The 25842-nt window shown below is 74.1% G+C and carries 29 protein-coding genes; 11 read left to right on the top strand and 18 right to left on the bottom strand.

Going from position 1 to position 25842, the window contains the following annotated elements:
- Positions 1 to 46 precede the first annotated feature (46 nt).
- Positions 47 to 1456, bottom strand: coding sequence for a signal recognition particle-docking protein FtsY (gene ftsY / locus ACR807_RS31450; protein ID WP_438925091.1), 1410 nt, complete (start codon positions 1454 to 1456; stop codon positions 47 to 49).
- 115 nt (positions 1457 to 1571) lie between these two features.
- Between ftsY and ACR807_RS31445 the strand changes: the two genes are divergently transcribed.
- Positions 1572 to 2687, top strand: a complete 1116-nt coding sequence (locus ACR807_RS31445; protein ID WP_438925090.1) for an anhydro-N-acetylmuramic acid kinase — start codon at positions 1572 to 1574, stop codon at positions 2685 to 2687.
- Positions 2674 to 4230: a sodium:solute symporter gene (locus ACR807_RS31440; RefSeq protein ID WP_438925089.1), complete on the top strand. Its 1557-nt coding sequence runs from the start codon at positions 2674 to 2676 to the stop codon at positions 4228 to 4230. Before ACR807_RS31445 ends, ACR807_RS31440 begins: the two co-directional genes overlap by 14 nt.
- Positions 4231 to 4572: 342 nt before the next feature.
- Here the strand turns inward: ACR807_RS31440 and ACR807_RS31435 are convergent, their stop codons facing one another.
- Complete coding sequence (locus tag ACR807_RS31435) at positions 4573 to 5508, bottom strand: GNAT family N-acetyltransferase (RefSeq protein ID WP_438925088.1); 936 nt, start codon at positions 5506 to 5508, stop codon at positions 4573 to 4575.
- A gap of 48 nt (positions 5509 to 5556) precedes the next feature.
- Here ACR807_RS31435 and ACR807_RS31430 point away from each other — a divergent pair, with 48 nt between their 5' ends.
- The 4 genes from ACR807_RS31430 to ACR807_RS31415 all read left to right on the top strand — a co-directional run bounded on the left by ACR807_RS31430 (position 5557) and on the right by ACR807_RS31415 (position 8520).
- Positions 5557 to 6183, top strand: coding sequence for a maleylpyruvate isomerase N-terminal domain-containing protein (locus ACR807_RS31430; protein WP_438925087.1), 627 nt, complete (start codon positions 5557 to 5559; stop codon positions 6181 to 6183).
- Between the two features lie 10 nt (positions 6184 to 6193).
- Positions 6194 to 7399, top strand: coding sequence for a cytochrome P450 (locus tag ACR807_RS31425; RefSeq protein ID WP_438925086.1), 1206 nt, complete (start codon positions 6194 to 6196; stop codon positions 7397 to 7399).
- A 108-nt stretch (positions 7400 to 7507) separates the two neighbouring features.
- Positions 7508 to 7789, top strand: coding sequence for a hypothetical protein (locus ACR807_RS31420; RefSeq protein ID WP_306747635.1), 282 nt, complete (start codon positions 7508 to 7510; stop codon positions 7787 to 7789).
- A 14-nt stretch (positions 7790 to 7803) separates the two neighbouring features.
- The gene (locus tag ACR807_RS31415) at positions 7804 to 8520 is read left to right on the top strand and encodes a lysophospholipid acyltransferase family protein (protein ID WP_438925085.1); all 717 of its coding nucleotides are present in this window, start codon (positions 7804 to 7806) and stop codon (positions 8518 to 8520) included.
- 15 nt (positions 8521 to 8535) lie between these two features.
- On the opposite strand, the gene smc is transcribed toward ACR807_RS31415, so the two are convergent.
- From smc to ACR807_RS31395, 4 genes are all read right to left on the bottom strand, one after another.
- A complete protein-coding gene (smc, locus tag ACR807_RS31410; protein ID WP_438925084.1) occupies positions 8536 to 12339 on the bottom strand; it encodes a chromosome segregation protein SMC in 3804 nt (1267 codons plus the stop codon).
- 64 nt (positions 12340 to 12403) lie between these two features.
- Positions 12404 to 13093 (bottom strand): anti-sigma factor family protein, encoded by a 690-nt coding sequence (locus ACR807_RS31405; RefSeq protein ID WP_438925083.1) that lies wholly within the window; start codon positions 13091 to 13093, stop codon positions 12404 to 12406.
- The gene (locus tag ACR807_RS31400) at positions 13090 to 13668 is read right to left on the bottom strand and encodes a sigma factor-like helix-turn-helix DNA-binding protein (protein ID WP_438925082.1); all 579 of its coding nucleotides are present in this window, start codon (positions 13666 to 13668) and stop codon (positions 13090 to 13092) included. Before ACR807_RS31400 ends, ACR807_RS31405 begins: the two co-directional genes overlap by 4 nt.
- A 33-nt stretch (positions 13669 to 13701) precedes the next feature.
- Positions 13702 to 13989, bottom strand: coding sequence for an acylphosphatase (locus tag ACR807_RS31395; protein WP_438925081.1), 288 nt, complete (start codon positions 13987 to 13989; stop codon positions 13702 to 13704).
- A gap of 73 nt (positions 13990 to 14062) precedes the next feature.
- Between ACR807_RS31395 and ACR807_RS31390 the strand changes: the two genes are divergently transcribed.
- The 3 genes from ACR807_RS31390 (at position 14063) to ACR807_RS31380 (ending at position 15940) form a co-directional block, all read left to right on the top strand.
- Positions 14063 to 14776 (top strand): CAP domain-containing protein, encoded by a 714-nt coding sequence (locus ACR807_RS31390; protein WP_438925080.1) that lies wholly within the window; start codon positions 14063 to 14065, stop codon positions 14774 to 14776.
- Positions 14777 to 14794: 18 nt separating this feature from the next.
- The gene (locus tag ACR807_RS31385) at positions 14795 to 15346 is read left to right on the top strand and encodes a hypothetical protein (RefSeq protein WP_438925079.1); all 552 of its coding nucleotides are present in this window, start codon (positions 14795 to 14797) and stop codon (positions 15344 to 15346) included.
- A 135-nt stretch (positions 15347 to 15481) separates the two neighbouring features.
- Positions 15482 to 15940 (top strand): hypothetical protein, encoded by a 459-nt coding sequence (locus ACR807_RS31380; RefSeq protein WP_438925078.1) that lies wholly within the window; start codon positions 15482 to 15484, stop codon positions 15938 to 15940.
- Between the two features lie 15 nt (positions 15941 to 15955).
- Here ACR807_RS31380 and ACR807_RS31375 read toward each other — a convergent pair whose 3' ends face one another.
- A complete protein-coding gene (locus tag ACR807_RS31375) occupies positions 15956 to 16492 on the bottom strand; it encodes a GNAT family N-acetyltransferase (protein WP_438925077.1) in 537 nt (178 codons plus the stop codon).
- On the opposite strand from ACR807_RS31375, the gene ACR807_RS31370 reads away from it, so the two are divergent.
- Positions 16467 to 17663, top strand: coding sequence for an NAD(P)/FAD-dependent oxidoreductase (locus ACR807_RS31370; RefSeq protein ID WP_438925076.1), 1197 nt, complete (start codon positions 16467 to 16469; stop codon positions 17661 to 17663). The genes ACR807_RS31375 and ACR807_RS31370 overlap by 26 nt on opposite strands.
- Positions 17664 to 17675: 12 nt before the next feature.
- Here ACR807_RS31370 and ACR807_RS31365 read toward each other — a convergent pair whose 3' ends face one another.
- Positions 17676 to 18353, bottom strand: a complete 678-nt coding sequence (locus ACR807_RS31365; protein ID WP_438925075.1) for a response regulator — start codon at positions 18351 to 18353, stop codon at positions 17676 to 17678.
- Between the two features lie 256 nt (positions 18354 to 18609).
- Between ACR807_RS31365 and ACR807_RS31360 the strand changes: the two genes are divergently transcribed.
- Complete coding sequence (locus tag ACR807_RS31360) at positions 18610 to 19041, top strand: MarR family winged helix-turn-helix transcriptional regulator (RefSeq protein ID WP_438925074.1); 432 nt, start codon at positions 18610 to 18612, stop codon at positions 19039 to 19041.
- A gap of 72 nt (positions 19042 to 19113) precedes the next feature.
- Here the strand turns inward: ACR807_RS31360 and mutM are convergent, their stop codons facing one another.
- The 10 genes from mutM to ACR807_RS31310 form a co-directional block, all read right to left on the bottom strand.
- Positions 19114 to 19971: a bifunctional DNA-formamidopyrimidine glycosylase/DNA-(apurinic or apyrimidinic site) lyase gene (gene mutM / locus ACR807_RS31355; RefSeq protein ID WP_438925073.1), complete on the bottom strand. Its 858-nt coding sequence runs from the start codon at positions 19969 to 19971 to the stop codon at positions 19114 to 19116.
- Positions 19972 to 19981: 10 nt separating this feature from the next.
- Positions 19982 to 20212, bottom strand: a complete 231-nt coding sequence (locus ACR807_RS31350; protein WP_438925072.1) for a hypothetical protein — start codon at positions 20210 to 20212, stop codon at positions 19982 to 19984.
- Between the two features lie 7 nt (positions 20213 to 20219).
- Positions 20220 to 21023, bottom strand: coding sequence for a ribonuclease III (gene rnc / locus ACR807_RS31345; protein WP_438925071.1), 804 nt, complete (start codon positions 21021 to 21023; stop codon positions 20220 to 20222).
- Positions 21024 to 21053: 30 nt separating this feature from the next.
- Positions 21054 to 21236 (bottom strand): 50S ribosomal protein L32, encoded by a 183-nt coding sequence (rpmF, locus tag ACR807_RS31340; RefSeq protein ID WP_438925070.1) that lies wholly within the window; start codon positions 21234 to 21236, stop codon positions 21054 to 21056.
- A gap of 2 nt (positions 21237 to 21238) precedes the next feature.
- Positions 21239 to 21826, bottom strand: coding sequence for a YceD family protein (locus ACR807_RS31335; protein ID WP_438925069.1), 588 nt, complete (start codon positions 21824 to 21826; stop codon positions 21239 to 21241).
- A gap of 94 nt (positions 21827 to 21920) precedes the next feature.
- Positions 21921 to 22637, bottom strand: coding sequence for an SPFH domain-containing protein (locus ACR807_RS31330; RefSeq protein ID WP_438925068.1), 717 nt, complete (start codon positions 22635 to 22637; stop codon positions 21921 to 21923).
- 222 nt (positions 22638 to 22859) lie between these two features.
- A complete protein-coding gene (gene coaD, locus ACR807_RS31325; protein ID WP_438925067.1) occupies positions 22860 to 23342 on the bottom strand; it encodes a pantetheine-phosphate adenylyltransferase in 483 nt (160 codons plus the stop codon).
- A gap of 54 nt (positions 23343 to 23396) precedes the next feature.
- Positions 23397 to 23963, bottom strand: a complete 567-nt coding sequence (rsmD, locus tag ACR807_RS31320; protein ID WP_438925066.1) for a 16S rRNA (guanine(966)-N(2))-methyltransferase RsmD — start codon at positions 23961 to 23963, stop codon at positions 23397 to 23399.
- Positions 23964 to 23967: 4 nt separating this feature from the next.
- Positions 23968 to 25119 (bottom strand): MBL fold metallo-hydrolase, encoded by a 1152-nt coding sequence (locus ACR807_RS31315; RefSeq protein ID WP_438925065.1) that lies wholly within the window; start codon positions 25117 to 25119, stop codon positions 23968 to 23970.
- Between the two features lie 105 nt (positions 25120 to 25224).
- Complete coding sequence (locus ACR807_RS31310; RefSeq protein ID WP_438925064.1) at positions 25225 to 25761, bottom strand: hypothetical protein; 537 nt, start codon at positions 25759 to 25761, stop codon at positions 25225 to 25227.
- Positions 25762 to 25842: the final 81 nt, after the last annotated feature.

The raw sequence follows: 25842 nt of genomic DNA, 5'->3' as shown, positions 1-25842 counted from the left end.
TGGCGGTACGACTCTCGGGGCCTGGGCGTTGGACTCTCGCCGGGGGTCAGGTGAGGAGGGCGTCGACGAAGGCCTGCGGTTCGAAGGGGGCCAGGTGGTCGGCGCCCTCGCCCAGGCCCACGAGCTTCACCGGCACGCCCAGCTCGCGCTGCACCTGGAACACGATGCCGCCCTTGGCGGTGCCGTCGAGCTTGGTCAGCACGATGCCCGTCACGTCGACGACGTCGGCGAACACCCGCGCCTGGGTCAGGCCGTTCTGGCCGGTGGTGGCGTCGAGCACGAGCAGCACCTCGTCGACCTCGGCCTGCTTCTCCACGACGCGCTTGACCTTGCCCAGCTCGTCCATCAGGCCGGTCTTGGTGTGCAGCCGCCCCGCGGTGTCGACGAGCACGGTGTCGACGCCCGCGACCACGCCCTGCTTGACCGCCTCGAACGCGACGGACGCCGGGTCCGCGCCCTCCGCGCCGCGCACGGTCGACGCGCCGACCCGCGAGCCCCAGGTCTCCAACTGGTCGGCGGCGGCGGCGCGGAACGTGTCGGCCGCGCCCAGCAGCACCGTGCGGCCGTCGGCGACGAGGACGCGGGCCAGCTTGCCGGTGGTGGTGGTCTTGCCGACGCCGTTGACGCCGACGACGAGGACGACGGCAGGCTTGCCCGAGTGCGGCAGCGCGTGCACGACGCGGTCCATCTCCGGGTGCAGCGCGTCGACCAGCACGTCGCGCAGCAGGGCGCGGGCGTCGTCGGGCGTGCGCACGCCGCGGCTCGCGATCTGCTCGCGCAGCGCCGCGACGACCTGGTCGGTGATGGCCGAACCGAGGTCGGCCATGAGGAGGGTGTCCTCGACGTCGGTCCACGAGTCCTCGTCCAGGTCGCCCGCGCCGAGCAGGCCGAGCAGGCCCTGGCCGAACGTGGACCGCGACCGCGACAGCCGCCCGCGCAGCCGCTCCAACCGGCCCGCGGTGGGCTCGATCTCGTCGATCTCGGACGCCTCTTCGGGCAGGTCCACCTCGACGAACCCGCGCTTGACCGAGTCGCGCGGCACGGACGCGTCGTCGCCGACGCCCGGCTGGCCGTCGACCTCGGTGCGGTCGGCGACCGGGTGCTCGACCGGCTCGACGACCTCGGGCCCGGCCACCTCAGGCCCGGTCACCTCGGGCTGGGCGACCGGGGGCTGGGCGACCGAGGGCTGGGCGACCGGGGGCTGCGCGGTGTCGGGCCGGACGACGTCGGGCCGGACCACCTCGGGCTCGGCGGTCCGGGGTGGCGCGGCGGTCGGCGCGTTGAACGTGATCGCCCCGCCGGCCTGGTAGCCCTTCGCGGGCTTCTCGACCTCGTCGCGCTGGGCGTCGGTGAGGCTGATCCGCCGGCGCCGGGACAGCGCGACGCCCGCCACGAGGGCGACCGCGAGCAGTGCCGCGACGACGACGATGATCCAGATCAGGGACGTGGTGGACACCGGCCAATCCTCGCACGCCCCCCTATGTGGACGATCGACGAACCGAGTTGATTTCCGGCAACTTTCCCACCGGCACTCTTGCGCGCTGCGGGCTGTGTGGAATACACCACAGGGCGTGAGGGTGATAGGGCTCATCTCGGGCACGTCGATGGACGCCGTCGACGTCGCCGTCGCCGACCTGTCGCTGGACGGGCCGACCGTCCTGCTGACCACCGTCGAGCACGCCGAGCACCCGTTCCCGCCCGAGCTGCGCGTGCCGCCGACGAGCGCCGCCGAGCTGTGCGAGCTGGACACGCGGCTCGGTCAGCTGTTCGCGGACGTGGCGTCGCGGTACGAGGGCGAACTGGTGTCGTCGCTCGGCCAGACCGTGCACCACTGGGTCGAGGACGGCCGCTGCCTCGGCACGCTCCAGCTCGGCCAGCCCGCGTGGATCGCCGAGGCGACCGGCCTGCCCGTGGTGTCCGACCTGCGGGCCCGCGACGTCGCGGCGGGCGGGCACGGCGCGCCGCTGGCGAGCACCCTCGACGCGCTGTGGCTCGCCGACGCCGACGGCCCCACCACCGCGCTCAACATCGGCGGTATCGCCAACGTCACCAAGGTTTCACCCGGAGGTGTGATCGCCTACGACACCGGACCGGGCAACGCGCTCATGGACGCCGCGATGGTCGTCCTCTCCGGCGGGATGCGCGACCGCGACACCGACGGCGAGTTCGCCCGGCGCGGTCGCGTGCACACCGCACTGCTCGACCGGCTCCTCGCCGACCCCTACTACGCGCGGCCCGCGCCGAAGTCGACCGGCAAGGAGCACTTCAACCGCGCCTACCTCGACCGCGTCACCGAGGGCCTGACCATGCCCGCCGAGGACCTGCTGGCCACGCTCACCGAGCTGACCGCGCGCACGGTCGCCGCCGAGTGCGAGGGCACCGTGGTCGGCTCGGGCGGCGGGATGCGCAACCCCGTGCTCGTCGAGTCGCTGCGGCGGCACGTCGACCTGCGCGCCAGCGACGAACTGGGGTTGCCCCCGGACGCCAAGGAGTCCTACCTGGCCGCGCTGCTGGGCTTCCTCGCCTGGCACGGCCTGCCGGCCAACGTGCCGTCCGCCACCGGCGCCGCCGGCCCCCGCCCGCTGGGGTCGTTCACCCCCGGCCGCTATCCCCTGCGCCTGCCCGAACCCGCGATCACCGCCGTTCGCGGGCTCAGAATCACTGGAGGACGCCGTGCGCGCACTTGATGTCGGCATCATCGTGCTGTTCCTGGTGGGCATGCCGCTGCTGGGGGTGTGGATCGGCGGGCGGCAGCGCTCGGCGACCGACTACTTCGTCAGCGAGCGCCGCATCTCGTGGTGGGTCGTGTGCGTCTCGGTGGTGTCCGCGGAGACGTCCACGCTGACCGTGCTGAGCGTGCCGACGATCGCCTACCTGGGCACGATGACGTTCCTGTCGCTCGCGATCGGCTACCTGGTCGGCCGGGTCGTGGTGTCGTTCGTGTTGCTCCCCAAGTACGTCGCGGGCGAGCTGGTCACCGCCTACGGGTTCCTGGGCAAGCGGTTCGGGCCGGGCGTCCAGGGCACCGCGTCGGTGACGTTCCTCGTGACCCGGCTGCTCGCCGACGGCCTGCGGCTGTTCGCCACGGCCATCCCGGTGAAGGTCGTGCTGGCCGCGTACGGCGTGAACGCCTCGTACTGGGTGATCGTGGCCGTGCTCGGCATCGCGATGGTGGTCTACAGCTTCCTCGGCGGCGTGCGGGCCGTCGTGTGGGTCGACGCGATCCAGATGCTCTGGTACGTCGTCGGCGCGGCCGTGGTGATCGTCGTGCTGAGCGGGAAGCTGCCCGACGGCTGGTTCTCGTCGGCCTCCGACGCGGGCAAGTTCCAGGTGTTCGACCTGTCGGCGTCGCCCTTCACGTCGCCGTACGCGATGCTGACCGCGTTCGTCGGCGGCGCGGTGCTGTCGATGGCCTCGCACGGCGCGGACCAGCTCATCGTGCAGCGGCTGATGGCGACCAAGGACGTGAAGGCGGCGCAGAAGGCGCTGATCGCCAGCGGCGTCGTGGTGTTCCTCCAGTTCGCGCTGTTCCTGTTCATCGGCGTGATGCTGTGGGCCTTCTACAAGGCCGCCGCGCCGGTGAAGGACCTCGGGCTCAACAACAACGACGAGCTGTTCGCGCACTTCATCGTCAACGACATGCCGTCGGGCCTGTCCGGGTTCGTGATCGCGGGCATCCTCGCCGCCGCGCTGTCGTCGTCGCTGGGCGCGCTGGCGTCCTCGACGGTGACGGACGTGGTGCAGCGCGTGCGGCGGACGCCGATGAGCGACGCCGAGGTGTTCCGGCAGGGCCGGCTGTGGACGGTCGCGTGGGCCGGGTTGCTGATCGTGTGCGCCGGGCTGTTCGCGACCCTGACGCGGCGCGGCAACCCGATCGTGGAGCAGGGCCTGTCGATCGCCGGGTTCACCTACGGCGCGCTGCTGGGCGCGTTCCTGCTGGGGCTGCTGTTCCGCAGGGCGCGGCAGCTCGACGCGGTCGTGGCGTTCGCGGTGACGGTCGTCGTGATGGCGTTCGTGATCCTGGGCGTGAAGTTCGTCGGCCCGGACGCGACCCTGGCGATCGACTTCTCCCCCGCCGCGCCCGCGCAGAAGATCGTGTCCCTGGCGTACCCGTGGTACACCCCGATGGGTGTGCTGATCACGCTGGTGGTGGGTGGCCTGATGTCGTTGCGGCACAAGGGCGACCAGCCGCCGGACGTGGCGGAACCGGTGTCCGCCAAGGCCGCCTGACGCGGGACCGGCCCGCCGGTTCCGCCGGTGTTGTCGGTGGTGGTCGGTAAGATCGGAAGCAGGGGTCCCCCTGGGCGGGGACCCCTGCTGCGCGTTCGCGTTCGGGGGACTTCGCGGGGCGGGGGTTCGCGGCCGGGGAACTTCGGGTTCCGGGGGTTCGCGGTCCGGGGGTTCGCGGTCTGGGGGCCGCCGAGGGGGTCGACCGGAGCCGGGGCCAAGGTTGGTACCGGGGCCGGGGCCGGGGCTGGACGCGGTCGGGGGCGGCTCGGGTTCGGGCTGAGGGTGGACGGGCGTGGGTCGGGTGGGGCGTGGGTCGGGGCGTGGGTCAGGGCGGGGTGCGGGTCACGCGGCCCGGCCCGCTCGGTAGGCCACGAGTTCCAGGTGCAGCCGGAAGCCCAGGCGTTCGAACAGCCGCTGGGACGACCGGTTGCCCGCGAGGATCGCGGCGGCGGCCTGGGGGCGCGCGCCGGCCGACTCGGCGAGCTTCCAGACCAGTTCGGTGATCAGGGCCGCGCCGACGCCCTGGCCGCGCACGTCCGGTTCCACGGCCACGAAGTCGAGGTAGAACTCGCTCGGCTCGGCCTTGCCGGACGCGTAGCCGAGGACGCGGTCGCCGTCCATGGCCACCACGACGGTGTGCTTGCGGCTGCCGTCGACGAGCGAACGGCCGGACAGGTAGGTCTTCGGGAAGCACCGCTCGTGCAGCACGGCCACGGCCTCGTGCACGGCGCGGTCGGTGGGCAGGACGCGCATTTCGCGCGCCGGGCCGGTGCGCGGGCAGCTCACCTCGCGCAGCAGCAGGGCGCGCAGGCCGTCGCCCTTCAGGGTGTGGATGCCGCACGGTCGGGCGGCGGAGAAGCGGTGCCGCTCGGCGAACGCGGCCAGCCGCCGGTGGCCGGTGTGGCCGAGCAGCTCGCGGTCGGCGACGCCGTCGAGCAGCGGCGCGGCGCGGGCGTAGAGGGCGTCGGCGGTCTGGTCCCAGATGCGGCTGCCCGCCGGGTGGTTGACGGGCACGTCGACGAACGGGCCGTGCAGGAAGGCGCGGTTCAGCTCGGTGTCGACCTCGACGCTCAGCGCGCCGCACACGCGGCCGGAGTCGTCGGTGGCGACGACCGTGCACGAGCCCCAGTCGGGCTCGAACTCGGCCAGTTCGGCGGCGAGGTCGCCGAGCGTCTCGCCGAGGTAGCCGATGTGGTGCGCGTCGTCGGCCTGCAGGCGCAGGACGAAGGCGAGCACGGCGTCCAGGTCGTCCTGGGTGGCGGGACGGATGTCGTACATGTCTGAGATGGTCACCCGCGGGGTCGGATGAACGCGAGGGAGTTTTCAGTGGTGGACGCCGGGGTGGACGCCGGGGTGGGCGTGGGGCCGGACGCGGGGCTGGGCGCCGGGGTGGTGCGGGCGGTCGCGCGGGCGTGCGGCGCGTTCCTCGACGGGGTGGTCGGGGCCGACTGGTCGGCGGAGGTGCCGGAGATCGGCTGGACGGTCGCCGCGACGGTGGCGCACGTGTCGGACTGCCTGCTCTGGTACTCGTCGGACCTCGCCGCGGGGCCGGTGGAGCTGAACGCGGCGGAGGTGCGGGTGCGGCCGTCGTCCCCGCCCGCGGACCTGGTGCGCGCGCTGCGGACGTCGGCCGAGGTGCTCGCCGCCGTCGTGGGGGCGCACCCGCCCGACGCGCGCGGCTGGCACCCGTGGGGCCTGTCGGACCCGGCCGGGTTCGCCGGGATGGGCTGCGACGAGATGCTGGTGCACACCCACGACGCGGCGCGCGGCCTCGGCGCGGTGTTCGCGCCCGACCCGGAGCTGCCCGCGGCGGTGCTGCGGCGGATGTTCCCGGACGTGCCGCCCGGCGACGACCCGATGGCCGCTCTGCTGTGGGCGAACGGCCGGGTCCCGCTCGGCGACCGGCCGCGGCGCACCTCGTGGCGGTGGCGCTGCGCACCGCTCGGCTCCTAACGTCGGGATCATGACGGACGAGGTCCTGGACATCCCCTTCGCCGACGCGTTCTCCTTCGACCCCTCCCCCACGTGGGCCAGGCTGCGCGAGGAGGCGCCGGCCGTGCGGGTGCGCACGCTCGCGGGCGCGCGGGTGTGGCTGGTGACCCGGTACGACGACGTGAGGCTGGTGCTGGCCGACCCGCGGTTCTCCCGCGCGGCGGTGGTCAAGGAGGGCGCGCCGCGGGTGGGCGTCTCGCGACCGCTGGCCGGCACCCTGCCGACCACGGACCCGCCCGAGCACACCCGGCTGCGCAAGCTGGTCTCCGGCGCGTTCGCGCACCGGCGGATCGAGCGGACCCGGGAGTGGGTGCGCGGGCTGTGCGAGCGGCTGGCCGACGACCTGGCCGACGACCTGGCCGCCGACCTGGCCGCCGACCCGGGCGACGGGGCCGACCTGCGGCGGGTGTTCGCGCTGCCGCTGCCGATCCAGGTGATCTGCACGCTGCTCGGCGTGCCCTACGACGACCGGGAGCGGTTCCGCGAGTGGGTCGAGCTGTCGTACAGCCTGGAGATGTCCGAGCGGGAGCGCGTCGAGGGGGCGATGGCGAGCCTGCTGGGGTACATGGGCGCGCTGGTCTCGGAGAAGCTCGCGGCGCGGCGGTCGGACGACCTGCTCGACGAGCTGTGCGCGACCTCGCTGACGCACGACGAGCTGGTGGCGTTCGCGCTGAACCTGCTGGTCGCCGGGCACGAGACGTCGGCGAACCAGATCACCAGCTTCGTCGCCACGCTGCTGCGCGACCGGCGGCACTGGGAACGGCTGGTGGCCGAGCCCGACCTGGTGCCGAGCGCGGTGGAGGAGCTGATGCGGTTCACGCGGCTCAGCGAGGTCGGGCAGCTGCGGGTGGCGCTGGAGGACGTCGAGGTCGCCGGGGTCGTGGTGCGTGCGGGCGAGGGCGTGATGGCGTCGATCGGCTCGGCCAACCGCGACCCGCGGGCGTTCGGCGCGCCGGACGAGCTGGACCTGGCGCGGACGCCGAACCCGCACCTGGCGCTCGGCGCCGGCCCGCACTTCTGCCTGGGCGCCCAACTGGCCCGGATCGAGCTCCAGGAGGCGCTGGGCGTGCTGCTGAGGCGGTTCCCGGGCCTGCGGGCGGCGCGACCGGTCGAGGAACTGGCGTGGCGTCGGGTGCTGGTCAGCGGCCTGGCGGAGCTGCCGGTCGTGCTGGGTTGAGCGACATCACTTGCCGCGCGTTCACGGCTGGGGAACCCTGGACGGGTGAGCAGTGAGGAAACGATCCAACTCGAACTCAACGACAGTGGGGTGGCGGTAGACCTCCCGATGCCCGCCAACCAGCGGGACCAGGTCCAGGAAGTCCCCTACCGGCCCGTGGAGTTCCGCGACGACGACCTGCCCAGCGCGTTGGAGCGCGCCGCCTCGTGGCTGCGGCAGACCCAGGACTGGCTCGGCGAGCCGGTGGACGTGATCGCCGTGCACCTGGACTACGACGACACCAAGGGCTCGCCGTACTACGCGTTGAAGCTGTTGTGCAACGAAGAGGACCTGGCAGGGGTGCCGAAGGTCGTGCGCGAGCACGAAGGCTCCTCCACTACTAGCGAGTAACGTACGCTGGTCGTATGCCAGATCGCGTGTACCCGCCGGTGATCGCCGCGGCCAAGCTGATGTTCCGCGTGCTCGACCTGCGCATCGCCCGGGACGGCACGGAGCACGTGCCGACCACCGGCGGGGCCGTGCTGGCCTCGAACCACGTGTCCTACCTGGACTTCATCTTCGCCGGGTTCGGCGCGCTGCCCGCGCGCCGACTCGTCCGGTTCATGGCCAAGCACGAGGTGTTCGAGCACCGCGTGTCCGGCCCGCTGATGCGCGGGATGCACCACATCCCGGTGGACCGGGGTGCCGGCCAGGCGTCCTACCAGCAGGCCCTGGCCGCGCTGCGCGCCGGCGAGGTCGTCGGGATCTTCCCCGAGGCCACGATCAGCCGGTCGTTCACGGTCAAGGAGGTCAAGAGCGGCGCCGTGCGGCTCGCGGCCGAGGCGGGCGTGCCGCTGCTGCCGACCGCCGTGTGGGGCACCCAGCGGCTGTGGACCAAGGGCCGGCCCAAGAGCCTGACCCAGCGACACGTGCCGATCACGATCGTCGTCGGCGAGCCGATCGAGCCGACCACCGACGCCGCCCTGCGCACCCGGATGCAGGAGCTGCTGGACCAGGCCCAGGCGCGCTACCCGGAGTCCGGCGACGGCCAGTGGTGGCAGCCCGCGCACCTCGGCGGCACCGCGCCCACGCCGGAGGAGGCCGTCCGGCTCGACGAGCGCAGGGGCGCGTCACCCGCGTAGCGGTCCGCGGCGCGGTCACCCGCCGGGCTCGACCCCGGGTTCGGCGGGCTCCGCGGCGGGAACGCCGGTGGTAGCGGGCTCGGCGGCGACGGCGGGCCCGGCAGTGGCGGGGTCAGCGGCAGGCTCGGCGACGGCGGGCTCGGCGGTAGCCGGTTCGGCGGCGACGGGTTCGGCAGCGACGGGCCCGGCAGCCGGCTCGGCGGCGGCGGCGGGCTTGGGCTTGGCGCGCTTCGGCCGGTCCTCCGCCGCGCGCAGGCGCTGCGAGATCACCTGGCTGATGCCGTCACCGCGCATCGAGACGCCGTACAGGGCGTCGGCGATCTCCATCGTCGGCTTCTGGTGCGTGATGATCAGCAGCTGCGAGTGCTCGCGCAGCTGCTCGAACAGGCTGATCAGCCGGTGCAGGTTGGTGTCGTCCAGCGCCGCCTCGACCTCGTCCATCACGTAGAACGGCGAGGGCCGGGCGCGGAAGATCGCGACCAGCATGGCGACCGCCGCCAGGGACTTCTCCCCGCCGGACAGCAGGGACAGCCGCTTGACCTTCTTGCCCGGCGGCCGGGCCTCCAGCTCGATGCCGGTGGTCAGCATGTCGCCCGGCTCGGTCAGCACGAGCCTGCCCTCGCCGCCGGGGAACAGGACCTTGAACACGACCTCGAACTCGCGGGCCACGTCCTCGTAGGCCGCCGTGAAGACCTCCAGGATCTTGTCGTCGACCTCCTTCACGACGGTCAGCAGGTCGCGCCGGGTCGCCTTGATGTCCTCCAGCTGGTTGGACAGGAACTTGTAGCGCTCCTCCAGCGCGGCGAACTCCTCCAGCGCCAGCGGGTTGACCTTGCCGAGCAGCGACATGTCCCGCTCGGCCCGCTTGGCGCGCCGGACCTGGGTGTCGCGGTCGTACGGGATGGGCTGCGGCGCGGTGACGGCCTCGCCGCGCTCCTTGGCCGCCTCGTACTCGGCGACCTCGTGCGGCGACGGCGGGATGAACACGTCCGGGCCGTACTCGGCGACCAGGTCGTCCAGGCCGATGCCGAAGTCGTCGGCGACCTTGCTCTCCAGCTGCTCGATGCGCATCCGCTGCTCGGCGCGCAGCACCTCGTCCCGGTGCACGGCGTCGGTCAGCTTCTCCAGCTCCACCGACATCTCCCGCACCAGGCTGCGCACCTGCGCGAGGAACGCCTCGCGTTGGCCCCGGCGCTCCTGGGCGGCGTCGCGCTCGCGGGCGGCGCGCTCCAGGGACACCGCGATCCGCGCCAGCGCCACCTCGCCGCCGCGCACGACGGCCTTGGCGACGACCGCGCCCCGGGCACGGGCGGCGTGCGCGCGCTGGGCGCGTTCCCGCGCCTCGCGCTCGGCGCGGGCGGCGCGGCGCAGGCCCTCGGCCTTGCCCTGCACCGCGCGGGCGCGTTCCTCGGCGGTGCGCAGCGACAGCCGCGCGTCCACCTCGCCCTGCCGGGCGGAGGCCAGTTCGGCGGCCATCTCGTCGCGGTGCGCGGTGTCCGGCTCGTCCTCCAGGTCCTGCTGCTCCTGGGCGACGAGGAGGCGCTCCTCCAGCTCGGCGAGCTTGAGCAGGTTCTCCTCGCGGGCCGCCTCGACCTTCTCGCGCTGCGCGCGCACCCGCTCGACCTCGGCCTCGGCGGACCGCACAGCCGCGGCGAGCCGGTTGAGCCGCTCCGAGGACCGGGCGCGCCGCACCTTGGCCTCGTTGAGCTGCTCCTTGAGGGCGGCGACCTCGGCGCGCCTGGCCTGCTGCTCGGCCCGCGCGCCCTCCAGGGCCGCCGTGCACTGCTCGGCCGCGCGCTCGGCCAGCGCCAGCTTCTCCGCGGCCTCGTCCACCGCGGCCTGCACCTCGATGACGCTCTGGCTGCGCGCGCCGGAGCCGCCGACGGCCCAGTCCGCGCCCAGCACGTCGCCCTCGCGGGTCACGGCCCGCACGTCCGGGTGGGCCTCCACCAGCGGCCGGGCCGCGCCCAGGTCGTCGACGACGGCGAGCCGGTCCAGCGCCCGGTGCAGCGCGGGCCGCAGCGCCTCGGGCGCCTGCACCAGCTCCACGGCCCACCGCGCGCCCGGCGGCAGCGACGGCCAGCCGGAGCGGTCGGCACCGGTCCCGGCGCCGCCGATCAGCACGCCCGCGCGCCCGCCGTCCTGCTCCTTCAACAGCTCCAGCGCGGCCACCGCGTCGGAACCCGACGCCACCGCCACCGCGTCCGCGACCGGCCCGAGGGCGGCGGCCAGCGCGACCTCGGCGCCCGGTTCCACGGTCAGCAGCGCGGCCACCGACCCGAGCAGGCCGGGCAGCCGGGACGCGAGCAGCGCGCCCGCGCCGTCCTTGCGGGTCAGGCCGAGCGACAGCGCGTCCACGCGCGCCCGCCACGACGCGATGTCGCGTTCGGCGGTCCGCTCGGACCTCACCAGCTCCTCGACCCGGCTCCGCGCCGCGTCGTTCGCCTCGACGGCCAGCCGGTGCCGCTCGTCGAGGCCGACGTCGTCCTCGTCCTCGGTGCCGGTGGCCTCGCGGCCCTCGGCCAGCTCCTGCTGCGCCAGCTCGGAGCGCTCGACGGCCTCGGCGAGCGCGGTGGACATGCGCTCGATCTCCTCGGCGGTCGCGCTCGTCTTGGACCGCAGCGCCTCCACCTGCCCGGACAGCCGGGCCAGGCCCTCGCGGCGGTCGGCGATGGCGCGCACGGCGGCCAGGTGCGCCTTCTCCGCGGCCGACACCTGGCGCTCCAGCTCGGCGCGGGTCTCCACGGCCTCCGCCAGCCCCACCCGGGCCTCGGTCACCGCCTCCTGGAGCTCCTCCTCCAGCAGCGCGGTCTGCTCGGCCTCGGCCTCCAGCTCGTCCGGGTCGCGCCCGCCGCGCGGCGCCTCGACCGCCGCCGACAGGTGCCGCTCACGCTCCACGGCCAGCCGCACGGTGCCGCGCAACCGCTCCTCCAGCGCGGAGAGCCGGTACCAGGTGTCCTGGGCCTGCTGGAGCTTCGGCGCGTCGGCCGCGACCTGGTCCTCCAGCTCGTTCTGCTGGAACTGCGCCTGCTGGAGGGACTTCTCCACCTCGGCCCGGCGGGCGCGGGCGCGGGCCTCGTCCTGCTCCTCGCGGGCCAGCGCCTCGCGCTGCGTCACCAGGTCGTCGGCCAGCAGGCGCATCCGCGCGTCGCGCAGCTCGGACTGCACGACCTGGGCGCGGCGGGCGATCTCGGCCTGCTTGCCCAGCGGCTTGAGCTGGCGGCGCAGCTCGGCGGTGAGGTCGGTGAGGCGGGTCAGGTTCGCCTGCATCGCCTCCAGCTTCCGCAGCGCCTTCTCCTTGCGCTTGCGGTGCTTGAGGACGCCGGCGGCCTCCTCGACGAACGCGCGGCGCTCCTCCGGCTTGGACTCCAGGATCGCGGCGAGCTGGCCCTGGCCGACGATCACGTGCATCTCGCGGCCGATGCCGGAGTCGCTGAGCAGCTCCTGGATGTCCATCAGCCGGCAGGAGTTGCCGTTGATCTCGTACTCGGTGGCGCCCTCGCGGAACATGCGGCGGGTGATCGACACCTCGACGTAGTCGATCGGCAGCGCGCCGTCGGAGTTGTCGATGGTCAGCGTCACCTCGGCGCGGCCGAGCGGCGCGCGGCCGGACGTGCCGGCGAAGATGACGTCCTCCATCTTGCCGCCGCGCAGGTCCTTCGCGCCCTGCGTCCCCATCACCCAGCGCAGCGCGTCCAGCACGTTCGACTTGCCGGAGCCGTTGGGGCCGACGACGCACGTGATGCCCGGCTCGAAGCGCAGGGTGGTAGCCGAGGCGAAGGACTTGAAGCCCTTCAGCGTCAGGCTCTTGAGGTGCACGCGAGGCAGCGTAACCGAGAAGGGTTCCGGCCGGTCACGGGCGGGGCGGGGCTGACCTGCGCGATCACGGCGCCACCGAGACCAGGACCTCCATGTCCACCACCACGTCGAGGCGTTCGATCTCCCCGACCTCGAACGAGGTCGCACCGGGGACGCGCTCGCCGCCGGCGTCGTCGGCGCCCCACCAGCCGCCGACCTCGGTGTGCCCGGCGCGGTCGTGCACGACGAGCTTGCACCTCATGCCCCTGGGCACGTTGCCGATGCTCAGCCTCAGCTCCGTGCCCCACGACCGGCCGACGAGGTCCGCGCGGGCCTCGACGCCGGACGTCGCGTCGACGGCGTGCCAGCTGACCGCGGCCGGGGCGTCGTCGCTCGGCGGCACGAGCAGCAGCGCGCCCGCGACCAGCGGCACGAGCGCCGCCGCGGCGACCGGCAGCGGCCACCGCCACCTCCGGCGACGGCGGGCGACCGGTCCGGGTCCGACCGGTCCGAGTCCGACCGGCCCGGGTCCGGGCGGCGCGGGTTCCGCCGGCGGCAGCGGCCACAGGTCGGGTCCCGGGCCGGGGTCGTCGAACGGCAGCTCCAGGTCCGACAGCCGGACCTGGCCGAGCAGGCCGGGCAGCGGCGCGAGGCGCACCACCTCCCGGCGGCAGGCGGCGCAGCCGTGCGCGTGCCGCTCGAACCACGCCCGTTCCGCCGGGTCGAGCGACCCGAGCAGGTAGGCGCCCAGGGCGACGGTCTCCGTGCAGCTCACGGCCGGGTCACCCCCCGCTCCTCCAGCGCGTCGCGCAGCGCGCGCAGGGCGTAGAAGCAGCGCGACTTGACCGTGCCGGGCGGGACGCCCAGCGCCGAGGCCGCCTCGGCGACCGAGCGCCGCCGGTAGTACAGCTCCACCACGGCGGTGCGGTGGTCGTGGCTGAGGCCCTTGAGCGCCTCGGTGACCTGCCAGCCCTGGAGGACGTGCTCCAGCGCGTCGACCACCGGCGGCAGGCGCCCGGGTCCGACCGGGGTCCCCGGCTCGGCGAACACCCCCGGCTCGGCGAGAACGCGCGGCTCGGCGAGGACCCCCGGCTCGGCGGGGACCTCCGGGGTGCGGCCGGCGCGCTCGCGGAAGCCGGAGACGGCCAGGTCGCGCGCCACGGTGTGCAGCCACGGCCCCGCGTCGTCCGGGGTCAGCCCGCCGGCGTGCCGCCACGCCCTGAGCAGGGTCTCCCGGACCACCTCCTCCGCCCGCCGGTGGTCACCCCCGACCAGGCGCAGGACGTAGCCGTGCAGGGGGCCGCGCCAGCGGCCGTACAACTGCCTGACGACATCTTCGCCCCGGTCCACATCGAGGTACTACGCCACCGGGCGCGGGCGCGTTCAACGCTCGGCGAAACCGGTGAGGCCGCCGCGGGGCTCCGACCAGCGCTCCACGACCGATTCCACCCGACCGGGGGTGGCGCCGGACCGGAGGGCGTCCACCAATCGGCGGCACGCGGGCTCCGGCCCCTCGGCGTTGACCTCCACCCGGCCGTCCCGCAGGTTGGACGCGGAACCGACGAGCCCCAGCTCAAGGGCTCGCGAGCGGGTCCACCACCGGAACCCGACGCCCTGGACGTGCCCGCGCACCCACGCGGTGAGGCGCACGGTCGGTACTTCTTCACCCATCGAGGCCATCCAAATATTTCACCCATTAGTGGTACGGTGCGCGACCGTGACTGCACGACGCGGTAATCGATCCGTGATCGGCGTACTCCTCGGCCTGCTGCTCGGCGCGGCCGGTGCGACCGGCGTGGCGTTCGCCGGTCCGGAGCGGCTGGCCCCGTTCACCGGCCAGAGCACGGCGCAGGGCGGCGGCCCCGGCAAGGGTATCGGCGTCGGCGGTGTGGGCGGCGTCGGCGGGCCCGCCCCGGAGCGCGAGCCCGAGGCACCGCCCGTGACGACCGGGGCCCCGTCGTCCACCACCACGACCACCGAGGCGACGACGACCACCACCGCCGCGCCCACCACCACGACCACCGGGACGACGACCACCGAGACCCGCGAGTCGTCGACCGCGCCCACCACCACGACCACCGAGGCCCCGGTGTCGCCCCAGGCCGAGGTCGTGGCCCTGGTCAACGACGCCCGCGAGCTGGCGGGCTGCGAGCCGCTGACCGTCGACGAGCGCGTGACGGCCGCCGCCCGGGACCACACCTCCGACATGGCCGACCGCGACTACTTCTCGCACACCACCCCGGAGGGCGTGGACTTCGCCCAGCGGATGCGCTCGGCGGGCTACCCCAACCCCGGTGGCGAGAACATCGCGAAGGGCCAGCGCTCGGCCGAGCAGGTCATGAAGGCGTGGATGAACTCCGACGGCCACCGGCGCAACATCCTCAACTGCGGCTTCACCACGATCGGGGTGGGCCTGGACACGCGCGGCTGGTACTGGACCCAGAACTTCGGCTGGTAGATCACCTTGGGAGCACCGTTGCACGACACCCCAGAGCAGGGCACGCCGGGAGACGGCACTCCGGAGTACCGGACCCCGGAGCCCGACACCTCCCGCAGGCGCGTGTCGCCGCACTGGCTGCTGGCCGCGTCCGGTGTCGCCGTGTCGACGATCTTCGCCACCGTCGCCTCCTTCGCGGGCGCGAGCCCCGGCGCGGCGCCCGCGCCCACCCCGCGCGAGGACGTGGTCAACCGCGACACCCTCACCACGGTGCCGCGCACGTCCTCGTCGGCCGAGTCGGTCACCGTGACCACGACGACCGGGACGACGACGTCCTCGTCGGCCGCCGGCACGACGACCACGACCACCGCGAAGCGGACCCGGGTCACGACGGTCACCAACCCCGACGGCACCACGACCACCACGACGGTCGAGGACACCGGGCCGACGCAGCAGCCGACCGACCCCGGCCAGGTGACCACGACGACCACCACGCCGCCGCCGGTCGTCACGACGACCACCACGACCACCACGACGGTGGTGGTCCCGACGACGACCACCACGACGGAGCCCGACAAGCCGACGACGTAACGAGCGTCCGCGCGACCGGTGACGGTCCTCCACACCATCGGGTGGAGGACCGGCTCGGGTGGTGAAAGTCGCGCCCCGCGCCGCCGATACCCCGGACACCCGGCCGACCGACCGGGTTTTCCCCAGGGAGTTGGCGTGTTCGAGGAAGATCGTCCGGCGTCGCCGAAGAAGCGGTTCTCGTCGGTGGCCCTGCTCGCGGCGGGCGGCGCCGTCGTCGCCACCGTCATGGCCACCCTCGCGTCCGTGCTGGCCGGGGGCGACCCGCAACCGGCCCCGCCGGAACCGCGTGCCGGCGTGGACGAGTCGCCGGGCACCTACGAGAGCGTCGCGCCCGACGGCCGCACGGCCACCGTCGTCGTCACGGTGTCCACCCGCGTCGGCGCGGTCAAGCGCGGCGACGCGGCGGCCCCGAAGTCCGGGGAGCCGCGCACCGCCCCGGAGTCGGTGCGGACCACCGCGGTGACGCCGGGCTCGCCGGGGGCACCGGAGACGACGTCGCCGCCGCCGAGCAACCCGCCGTCGTCGTTCGACCCGCCGTCCTCCGCCGCGCCGTCGAGCACCACCCCGACCGGGACGACGACGGACGCCCCGTAGCGCTACCGGGCAGCGCTACCAGGCGTCGCCGGCGCGCCAGTCGCACGCGAGGTCGCCGCGCAGGTCCGGCAGCGCGGTCCCGGCGGGCAGCACGAAGACCCCGTCGTCCTCCTCCTCGGTGCGCACGAGGCCGTCCGGGGTCATCGCGAAGGTCCGGCCGCGCCACCGCAGCCACCCGCGCGCCGCGTAGAAGCCCAGGCCGTCCTCGGAGGCGCTCAGCGCACCGAACGCGTACCCGCCGCGCACGACGCCCTCCAGCGCGCCCATCACCGCGCCGCCGACGCCCCGGCGGCGGTGCGGCGCCCGGACGGCGACGGCCTCGACGTACCCGACCCGCACGGGGCGGCCGTCGTGCGCCAGCTGCCGCCGCACGACCGCCCCGTGCCCGACGAGGTCGTCGCCGTCGCGCGCGAGGGCGTGCACGCCGCCAAGGCAGTGGTCCCAGTCCTCGTCGGAGAACCCGCCGTCGAACGCCTCGTCGAGCAGCGCCCGCACGGCGGCGCGGTCGGCCCGGGACAGCTGCCAGGTGTGGACCAGGGAGACGGGTGACACGCCTCACAGCCTAGGGGCGTCACGTCCCCGGCCCCCGTCCCGCTCCACCACCGGACGAGAGGACGGGAACATGGCGGAGCACATCGTGGTGGTCGGGGCGGGCTACACCGGCCTGGCGGCGGCCAAGCTGGCGGCGAGGTGGACCGGCTCGCGGGTCACCCTGGTCAACGCGCGGGACCGGTTCGTGGAACGGGTGCGGCTGCACCAGCTCGCCGCGGGGCAGCGGCTGCGCGACCTGCCGCTGCGCGACCTGCTCGGGGGCACCGGCGTGGAGCTCGTGGTCGACCGGGTGACCGGCGTCGACCTCGCCGCGCGCCGGGTGCGGCTCACCGGCGGCTCCCTGGGCTACGACCGCCTGGTCTACGCCCTGGGCAGCCGGGCCTCCTTCACCGTGCCGGGCGCGGCCGAGCACGCGCACTCGGTCGCCACGGCGGAGGACGCCGAGCGCCTCGCCGGGGCGCTCGCCACCGCGCGCTCGGTCGTCGTCGTCGGCGGCGGGCTGACCGGTGTCGAGGCCGCGGCGGAGCTGGCCGAGTCGCGCCCGGAGCTGGACGTGGCGCTGGTGACCGGCGGCGGGTTCGGGCAGGCGCTGTCGGCGAGGGGCCGGCGGCACGTGCGCCGGGTGTTCGACCGGCTCGGCGTGGTCGTGCGCGACGGCGCGGGCGTCGCGGAGGTGGACGCCGGCGGCGTGGTGCTCGACGGCGGCGAGCGGGTCGCGGCCGACGCGGTCGTGTGGACGGCGGGGTTCGCGGTCCCCGAGCTGGCCCGCGAGGCGGGGCTGGCGGTGGACGCCGCGGGCCGCGTGCTCGTCGACCAGACCCTCACGTCGGTCTCGCACCCCGAGGTGCTGGCGATCGGCGACGCCGCCGCGATCAGGCGGCAGGACGGCCTGGAGCTGCGCATGGCGTGCGCGACGGGCCTGCCGACCGCGCAGCGGGCCGTGCGGGCGCTGGCGCGGCGGCAGCGGGGCGAGGAGCCCGGGCCGCTGGGCTTCCGGTACGTCAACCAGTGCGTCAGCCTGGGCCGCCGGGACGGGCTGATCCAGTTCGTGGACGCCGACGACCGGCCGAGGGAGCTGGTCCTCACCGGGCGGCTCGCGGCGCGCTACAAGGAGCTGGTGGTGCGCGGGACCGTGCTGTTCGAGCGGCACCCCGTCCTCCCCGCCGGGTGAGGCCGGGCGGGCTCACACCTCGAAGCGGTAGCCCATCCCCGGTTCCGTGACCAGGTGCCGGGGGTGGGACGGCTCGGGCTCCAGCTTGCGGCGCAGCTGCGCCAGGTACACCCGGAGGTAGTGCGTCTCCTTCGCGTACTGCGGGCCCCACACCTCCTGGAGCAGCTGCTTCTGCGCCACCAGCCGGCCGCGGTGGCGGGCCAGGACCTCCAGCAGGCCCCACTCGGTGGGCGTCAGGTGCACCTCGGCGCCGTCGCGCAGCACCTTCTTCGCCGCCAGGTCCACGGTGAACGACGCCGTCTCCACGACCGCGTCCTCGCCCTCCACGACGGCGCCGCGCCGCACCGCCGCGCGCAGCCGGGCCAGCAGCTCGTCCATGCCGAACGGCTTCGTCACGTAGTCGTCCGCGCCCGCGTCCAGGGCCTCCACCTTGTCGGCGGAGTCGACCCGCGCGGACAGCACGATGATCGGCACGGTCGTCCAGCCGCGCAGGCCCGCGATCACCTCGGTGCCGTCGACGTCGGGCAGCCCCAGGTCGAGCACCACCACGTCCGGCTTGCCCTCGGCGGCGGCCTTCAGCGCGGTGGTGCCGTCGTGGGCGGTCAGCACCGCGTAGCCGCGCGCCGACAGGTTGATCCGCAGCGCCCGCACGATCTGCGGCTCGTCGTCTACCACCAGCACCTTCGTCACGCTGGGACACTACGCCGGGAACGCGCCGCACCGCCGTTCCCGATCACGCTGGGCGAGGTTCCTGACACTTTCTTGACGCGGTCGGGTGAACCGCACATCCCACATCTCCACCGGCTGTCCGCACAGGTGCGGACAGTCATGAGTACATCCGGGTGCGAATGAATCCATTCTCTGGACAGGAGTACTGCGATAGTGCGAATGTCCTGTCCGAATTCGGACACTCGCTCACTCACGGTGAGCTACCAGGAGGTCCATGATGACCACCAGTGTGACCAATCAGGACGCGTTACAACTCGTGGTCGCCGTGCACCGGCTGATCCGGAGCCTGCGCCAGTCCGCCTCCGTCCGCCGGCTCCAGCCCACGCAACTGCTGGTGCTGGCGGAACTGGCCTCCCAGGGGCCGATGCGGATCGGCGAGATAGCGGTGCGGGCCCTGTGCTCCCAGCCGACCGCGACCACGGTGGTGACCGGCCTGGAGTCGGGCGGCATGGTCCGCCGCGAATCCGACCCCGCCGACGGTCGGGCCACGATCGTCGACCTCACCGCGCTGGGCCGCGACACGATCGCGTCCCTGGCGCACGGCGAGGCGGAACTGCTCTCCGAGCGGCTCTCGCGCCTCGCCCCGGACGAGCGCGACGCGCTGCGGTCCGTCACGCCGCTCCTGCGCCGACTCGCCGAACCGCGGTGACCCCGCGCCGGTGACCCGCGCCGCGCCCTGCCCGCGGCTCACCGGACTCCCCCGCCCGGCACCCGACCCGGGTCAGCCCCTGGGCCTCGGCTGGCAGCGGGGGCACGAGTACGACGAGCGGTTCATGAACGGCTCGCGCCTGATGGGCGTGCCGCACCGCCGGCACGGCTCGTCCTCCCGCCCGTACGCGGCCAACGAGCGGTCGAAGTACCCCGACTGGCCGTTCACGTTGACGTACAGCGCGTCGAACGACGTCCCGCCCTGCCCCAGCGCCTCGTGCATCACCCGCGTGGCGTGCGCGAGCAGCTCGGCGGCCTTCGGCCGGGACAGCTTGTCCGTCGCGCGGGCGCCGTGCAGCCTCGCCCGCCACAGCGCCTCGTCGGCGTAGATGTTGCCCACGCCCGACACCAGCGTCTGGTCGAGCAGGGCGCGCTTGACCTCGGTCCGCCGCCTGCGCAGCGCGGCCACCGCCGCGTCCGGGTCGAACGCGGGGTCCATCGGGTCGCGCGCGATGTGCGCCACGGGCAGCGGCAGCCGCGCGCCGTCGACCTCCACGACCTCGGCCAGCGCCAGCCCGCCGAACGTCCGCTGGTCCACGAACCGCAGCTCGGGGCCGTCGTCGTCGAACCGCAGGCGCACCCGCAGGTGCTTCTCGTCGGGCGCGTCGACCGGCTGGACCAGCATCTGGCCGCTCATGCCGAGGTGCGCGAGCATCGCGTCACCGCCCGACAGGTCGACCCACAGGTACTTGCCGCGCCTGCGCGCGGCCTCGAGGACCTGCCCGGTCAGGCGCACGGCGAAATCCGCCGCACCGGGCAGGTGTCGGCGGATCGCTCGTGGGTGGAGGACCTCGACCGCGGCCACGGTCCTCCCGGCGACGTGCTCGTGCAGACCCCGGCGGACGACCTCTACCTCGGGCAGCTCGGGCACGGGCGGTCGATCAGTCCTCGGACTGCTCGCGCTCGGCGGCGGCCTCGGCCTGCTCCAGCTCCTCCAGGAGCTCGTACGCGGCGGCCTGCGGCTTGGTCGGCTTGAGCATCCAACCGCCCGCCTGGGCGGTGTCGCGCACGAGGACCAGGCCCTGGATGCCGCCGCTGCGGGAGGCGTTCAACGGGCGGGACGGGCGCGCGTGGCGCGCGCGCCGGTTCGTCCGGACGTTCGTGGCATACATTTCGGCGTCAGTCTTCCTGAGTAGGTGAAGCCTGCGTGTTCGCCGAGTCGGGGGCGTGGCCGTTCCCGGCCGCACCGGCTTCCTGCTCGGCGCGGACCCGTTCGTGGAGCACGCGGTAGGCGGCCTCGGCCGCCTTCTGCTCGGCTTCCTTCTTCGTGCTGCCGTCGCCGGTCCCGTGGGGCCGGCCACCGACGAGCACCGTGGCGGTGAACTCCTTGCGGTGGTCGGGCCCCTGGTCGTCGACCCGGTACTCGGGGACGCCCAGGCCCGCCGAAGCGGTCAGCTCCTGCAAGCTGGTCTTCCAGTCCAGCCCGGCTCCCCGCAGCGGCGCTTCGGCCAGCAGGGGGTCGAACAGGTGGTGGACCAGCTGACGCGCGGTGTCGATGCCGAACTGCAGGTAGACCGCGCCGATGACGGCTTCGAGGCCGTCGGCGAGGATGCTCGCCTTGTCCCTGCCGCCGGTCAGCTCCTCGCCGCGGCCGAGCAGCAGGTGACCACCCAGGCCGTCCTCACCCAGGTTGCGCGCGACGCCCGCGAGGGCGTGCATGTTCACCACGCTCGCGCGGAGCTTGGCGAGCTGCCCCTCGGGCAGGTCCGGGTGCGTCTGGTACAGGTGGTCCGTGACGACGAGGCCGAGCACCGCGTCGCCCAGGAACTCCAGGCGCTCGTTCGGCGGGAGCCCGCCGTTCTCGTACGCGTACGACCGGTGCGTCAAGGCGAGCGTCAGCAGCTCGGCGTCCAACGGGACGCCGAGCGCTTCGATCAACGGGGCGCGGTCGGCGGACCGACCGCGCGACGACCTACCCCCCACGATTCGCCGCTACCTTCGCCAGAGGAGTGATCAGGCCGGCTGGACGACCTGGCGGCCGTCGTACTGGCCACAGGTCGGGCAGGCGACGTGCTGCGGCTTCGGCTGGCGGCAGGCCCTGTTCTGGCAGGCCACCAAGTGCACGGCAGCGGTCTTCCACTGAGCGCGGCGCGAGCGCGTGTTCGAGCGCGACATCTTCCGCTTCGGGACGGCCACGACTAGTTCTCCTCTGGATTGTCACGATTCCCGTCGAACCGCTCCTGAAGGGCGGCCCAACGGGGGTCAATCGTCTCATGCCCGTGGTCGGGGCCGAGATCGGCCAGCCTGCCGCCGCAGTCGACGCACAGCCCGAGGCAGTCCGGCGAGCACAGCGGCACCTGCGGCAGCGCGAGCACGATCGCGTCGCGCACCACCGGTTCGAGGTCGATCAGGTCGTCGTGCAGACGGCTGACCTCGTCCTCTTCGGTCGTCTCGTCGGTGGCGCTGTCCGGGTACGCGTACAGCTCGGTCAGCTCCACCTCGACCTCCGCGGACAGCGGTTCCAGGCAGCGCGAGCACTCCCCTTCGACCACCGTCGCGGCCGTGCCGGTCACGAGCACGCCTTCGACCACCGACTCCAGCAGGAGGTCGAGTTCGACCACGCCCCCCGCCGGCACCGCGATCACGCCGAGCAGGCCGACACCTTCCGCCGGGACCGTTCGCTGGTAAGCGCGGCTGGAGCCCGCGCGACGACCCAGGTCCCTGGTGTCGATGACCCAGGGCCCGGCTGCTGTGGGACGCGCGGCGGCGTGACGGTGCTCAGACATGATGTGTGGGTGCTGTCGGGCGACTTACCACGACCAGCCAATCAAGGGTACGGGACAACCGCCCCGGACGTGAAATCGGCAGGTCGGACGTCGTTCAGTCGTGGTAGTCGAACGGTGCGGCGGCGCTGGCGACGACCGGGCCGCGCAGGTGCGAGCGCCCCTTGCCGACGCTCCGCAGGGTGTGCGCCAGCAGGTCCTCGAAGTCGGCGAGCTTGCCGTCCACGTACGCGTCGCACTCGCTGCGCAGCCGGACGGCCTCGGTCTGCGCGGCCTCCAGCACGCGGGCGGCCTCGTTGTGGGCGGCCTGCACGACCTCGGTCTGGTCGACCAGGCGCGCCTGCTCCGACCGGCCCTCCTCGATCGCGCGCTCGTAGTTCGCCCGGCCGGCCTGGACCATGCGGTCGGCCTCGGCGTGGGCGCGGCCCACCAGGTCCTCGTACTCCTGGCGGCCGGCGGCGACCGTGCGCTCGGCCTGGTCCTGCGCCTCGGCGACCATCCGCTCCGCGCGGGCGCGGGCCTCGGACAGCATCCGCTCGGCCTCGTGCTGCGCCTCGTTGACCATGCGGTCGGCGTCGGAGCGGGCCTTGCTCAGGCTCTGCTCGACCTCGTGCTGCGCCTTGCCGACCAGTTCGTCGCGGTGGTCGAGCACGTCCTGCGCGTCGTCCAGCTCGGCGGGGATCGCGTCGCGCACGTCGTCGAGGAGTTCGAGCACGTCACCGCGCGGCACGACGCACCCGGAGGTCATCGGCACGCCACGCGCTTCCTCGACGATCGTGACCAGCTCGTCGAGGGCCTCGAACACCCGGTACACGTCACACTCCTCGCGCCCACAGCAGTACCCGTCCAGTGTGCCCTGCCGGTCTCGTCCCCGCCGGGAGATCGGCAGGGCGTGTCCGGTCAGACGACGCCGCGGGCCGAACCGCACGGCGCGTGGTGTGATCACGCTCATGGCCGGGGGGCGGGCACCGCACCGGGTGACCCCCGAGCGTGACGGGCGGTCGCTCCGGGTGACCGGGTCGCTCCGGGTGACCGGTCAGCGGCTCTCGGCGAGCCGGGCGAGCAACCGGTCCTTGATCGTCGGCGGCAGCAGGCTGGTCACGTCGCCGCCGTAGGTCGCGACGTCCTTGACCAGGGAGCTGGCCAGGAAGCTGTAGATGGGGTTGGTCGGCATGAACAGCGTGTCCACGCCGGTGAGCTGGTGGTTCATCTGCGCCATCTGCAGCTCGTAGTCGTAGTCGCTGACCGCCCGCAGGCCCTTCACGATGGCCTTGATGTCGTTCTCCAGGCAGTAGTCGACCAGCAGGCCGTGCCAGGCGTCGACGCGGACGTTCGGCCACTGCGCGGTGACCTCGCGCAGCATCTCGGTGCGCTCCTCGACCGAGAACAGGGTCTTCTTGTTCTTGTTGATGAGCACGGCGACGACGACCTCGTCGAAGAGCTTCGCCGCTCTGCCGATGATGTCCAGGTGTCCGTTGGTGGCCGGGTCGTAGGAGCCGGGGCACACGGCACGCGTCATGGTTTCGGACGGTAGCACCCGATCGGACGCGTCCAGTCCGGTGCGTGGTCCGCATCACCCGGTGGCGGCCACCTGTTCGGCCCAGTGCAGGGCCGTGTCGCCGTATCGCTTGCCGCGCAAGGATTCCACGCCGACCGGCCAGAGCGGTTCGGGGTCGCGCGCGGCCCGTTCCACGACGAGCAGCGAGCCCGGCCGGGTCCAACCCGCGGTGACCAGGGACTCCAGCACGCGGTTGAGCTGTTCGGCGGTGACCGCGTACGGCGGGTCGGCGAACACCACGTCGCACGGCTCGTCGGGCGCGGTGGCGGCGACGGCCTCCGCGGTGCGGTTCAGGACGGTCGCGCCGGGCAGCCCCAGCGCCCTGGCGTTGCCCTTCAGCACTTCGGCAGCCCGCTTGTCCGACTCCACGAACACGGCCCTGGTCGCGCCCCGGGACAGGGCCTCCAGGCCGAGCGCGCCGGACCCCGCGTAGAGGTCGAGCACGGCCGCGCCGTCGAGGTCGACCAGCGCCTGCAACGAGCTGAACAGCGCCTCGCGGACGCGGTCGGAGGTGGGGCGGGTGCCGCGCGGCGGCACCTGGAGGCGCCGGCCACCGGCGACGCCCGCGACGATCCTGGTCACCCGCTCATCGTCCCAGGTGCGCCCCGCCGCCGACGGCCGCCACCTGCCCGGTGGCCCCCCGCCCCGCCGGCGGGGTCGTGAGCGCCTGCCACCACCCGTCCACCGCCGGGGGGCGCGCGACGTCGACCCTCTCCCCCGGGCGCGGCACGGCGAGCGGCACGCCCTGGGCCTCGGCCTCGCGCCACACCCGGTCCACGGGCTCCGACCAGTCGTGCAGCGCCAGGTTGAAGGTGGCCCAGTGCACCGGGACCAGCAGCCCGCCGCGCACGTCGCGGTGCGCCGCCACGCCCTCCTCGGGCGTCATGTGGATGTCCGGCCAGCCCGACCCGTACGCGCCGATCTGCACCAGCGCCGCGTCGAACGGCCCGTGCTCCTCGCCGATGGCCTTGTAGCCGTCGAAGTAGCCCGTGTCGCCGCTGTAGTACACGCGGTGCTCGGGCCCCTTGACGACCCAGGACGCCCACAGCGTGTTGTCGCGCTCGAAGCCCCGGCCGGAGAAGTGCTGCGCGGGGGTGGCGACCAGCGTGATGCCCGCGACCTCGTGCGACTCGTGCCAGTCCAGCTCGACGATCCGGTGCTCGGGCACGTCCCAGCGGCGCAGGTGCGCGCCGATGCCCAGCGGCACCACGAAGACCGCGTCCTGCCCGTCGGTCAGCGCCCGCACGGTCGGCAGGTCCAGGTGGTCGTAGTGGTCGTGCGAGATGACGACCGCGTCGACCCGCCCGACCTCGTCGAGCCGGTGCGGCACGGGGTGCAGGCGCTTGGGGCCGACCACCGGGGACGGCGAGCAGCGGTCGCTCCACACCGGGTCGACCAGGACGCGCGCGCCGTCGATCTCGATCAACGTCGAGGCGTGGCCGTACCAGGTGATGTGCAGTCCGTCCGGCGTGCCGGGGACCGGCGGCACCAGGGGCACCTCGCCGACCGGGCGGCGCTGCTGCCCGCCGAAGAGCATGTCGCGCAGCGTCCCGCCCGCGTCGGAGGGCGGCATGGTCCGGGTCTGCCTGGCGTTGCGGAACTTCCCGTCGCGGAACTGCGGCGAGTTCCGGACCCGGTCGCTGGCGGGGGTGCCGCCCAGCGCGGCCGGGACGTCCCGGGCGGCCCACGCGACCGCTCCCGCGGTGAGGGCGAACAGTGCTGCGGCGACCTTCTTCATGGAGCCTCCAACGCGGTGTGCCGCACCCCGGTTCCCGGCCCCGTCCTCGCGTGGCCCACCTCACGGCGCACGGCGGAGCGCGGCTCCCGGGCCGCGAACCGGGCCCTACAGCTCGCCCGCCACCAGGACGGTGCGGTGCCCGAGCCGGGCGGACAGCTCGGCGACGAAGCCGGGGCGCAGCGGCGGCCAGTTCCAGAAGGTGAAGGCCAGGGCGCCGAAGCCCCACCGCGGCGTCCAGCGCCACCCGTTCGGGTCGAGTTCCCGGCCGCACGACGGGCACGGCCGCGTCCCCGGTTCGCCGCGCAGCCACTCGTCGAACGCGTCGTGGAGCTGCTCCAGGCCGACGTCCGCGCCGCAGTGCGGGCAGGACACGCCCTGGTCGGTGCCCTTCGCGTAGTGGACGGCGCGGCCGGCGACCACCTGGAGGCCGTTCCACGCGTGCGCGGCGAGGGCGTCGTCCGGCGCGTCCACGGCGGAGGCGTAGTCCGGTCCGGGCGCGCGGCCGGGGCCGCCGGCGCAGCTGGTGACCCGCGCCACGACGACGCCCCGTTCGACGAGCCACGCCGTCACCGCCGCGGCGAGGTCGGCGGCCTCGTGGTCGCCCGCCTCGACGTCCACGACCGTCTGGTACCCGTTGCGCATCAGGCAGGTCTACACGCACCGGGGGCGGGGCACCTAGTCATGCGGGCAATCTATGCCGGTGGACACACGTGGTTAACCAGG

This window comes from Saccharothrix sabaoui (assembly GCF_051756985.1).
Taxonomy (GTDB): domain Bacteria; phylum Actinomycetota; class Actinomycetes; order Mycobacteriales; family Pseudonocardiaceae; genus Actinosynnema.
The sequence above is the reverse complement of the archived record's forward strand: the minus strand, read 5'-3'. Positions and strand labels throughout refer to the sequence as shown.

Bases quoted from the DNA above. Each gene is read 5' to 3' on its own strand.
- ACR807_RS31435 (WP_438925088.1), bottom strand. From the start codon at position 5,508: ATGTACGACATCCGTCCCGCCACCCAGGACGACCTGGACGCCGTGCTC.
- ACR807_RS31425 (WP_438925086.1), top strand. From the start codon at position 6,194: ATGACGGACGAGGTCCTGGACATCCCCTTCGCCGACGCGTTCTCCTTC.
- ACR807_RS31420 (WP_306747635.1), top strand. From the start codon at position 7,508: ATGCCCGCCAACCAGCGGGACCAGGTCCAGGAAGTCCCCTACCGGCCC.
- ACR807_RS31415 (WP_438925085.1), top strand. From the start codon at position 7,804: ATGCCAGATCGCGTGTACCCGCCGGTGATCGCCGCGGCCAAGCTGATG.
- ACR807_RS31395 (WP_438925081.1), bottom strand. From the start codon at position 13,989: ATGGGTGAAGAAGTACCGACCGTGCGCCTCACCGCGTGGGTGCGCGGG.
- ACR807_RS31360 (WP_438925074.1), top strand. From the start codon at position 18,610: ATGACCACCAGTGTGACCAATCAGGACGCGTTACAACTCGTGGTCGCC.
- ACR807_RS31350 (WP_438925072.1), bottom strand. From the start codon at position 20,212: ATGTATGCCACGAACGTCCGGACGAACCGGCGCGCGCGCCACGCGCGC.
- ACR807_RS31335 (WP_438925069.1), bottom strand. From the start codon at position 21,826: ATGTCTGAGCACCGTCACGCCGCCGCGCGTCCCACAGCAGCCGGGCCC.
- coaD (WP_438925067.1), bottom strand. From the start codon at position 23,342: ATGACGCGTGCCGTGTGCCCCGGCTCCTACGACCCGGCCACCAACGGA.
- ACR807_RS31315 (WP_438925065.1), bottom strand. From the start codon at position 25,119: ATGAAGAAGGTCGCCGCAGCACTGTTCGCCCTCACCGCGGGAGCGGTC.
- ACR807_RS31310 (WP_438925064.1), bottom strand. From the start codon at position 25,761: ATGCGCAACGGGTACCAGACGGTCGTGGACGTCGAGGCGGGCGACCAC.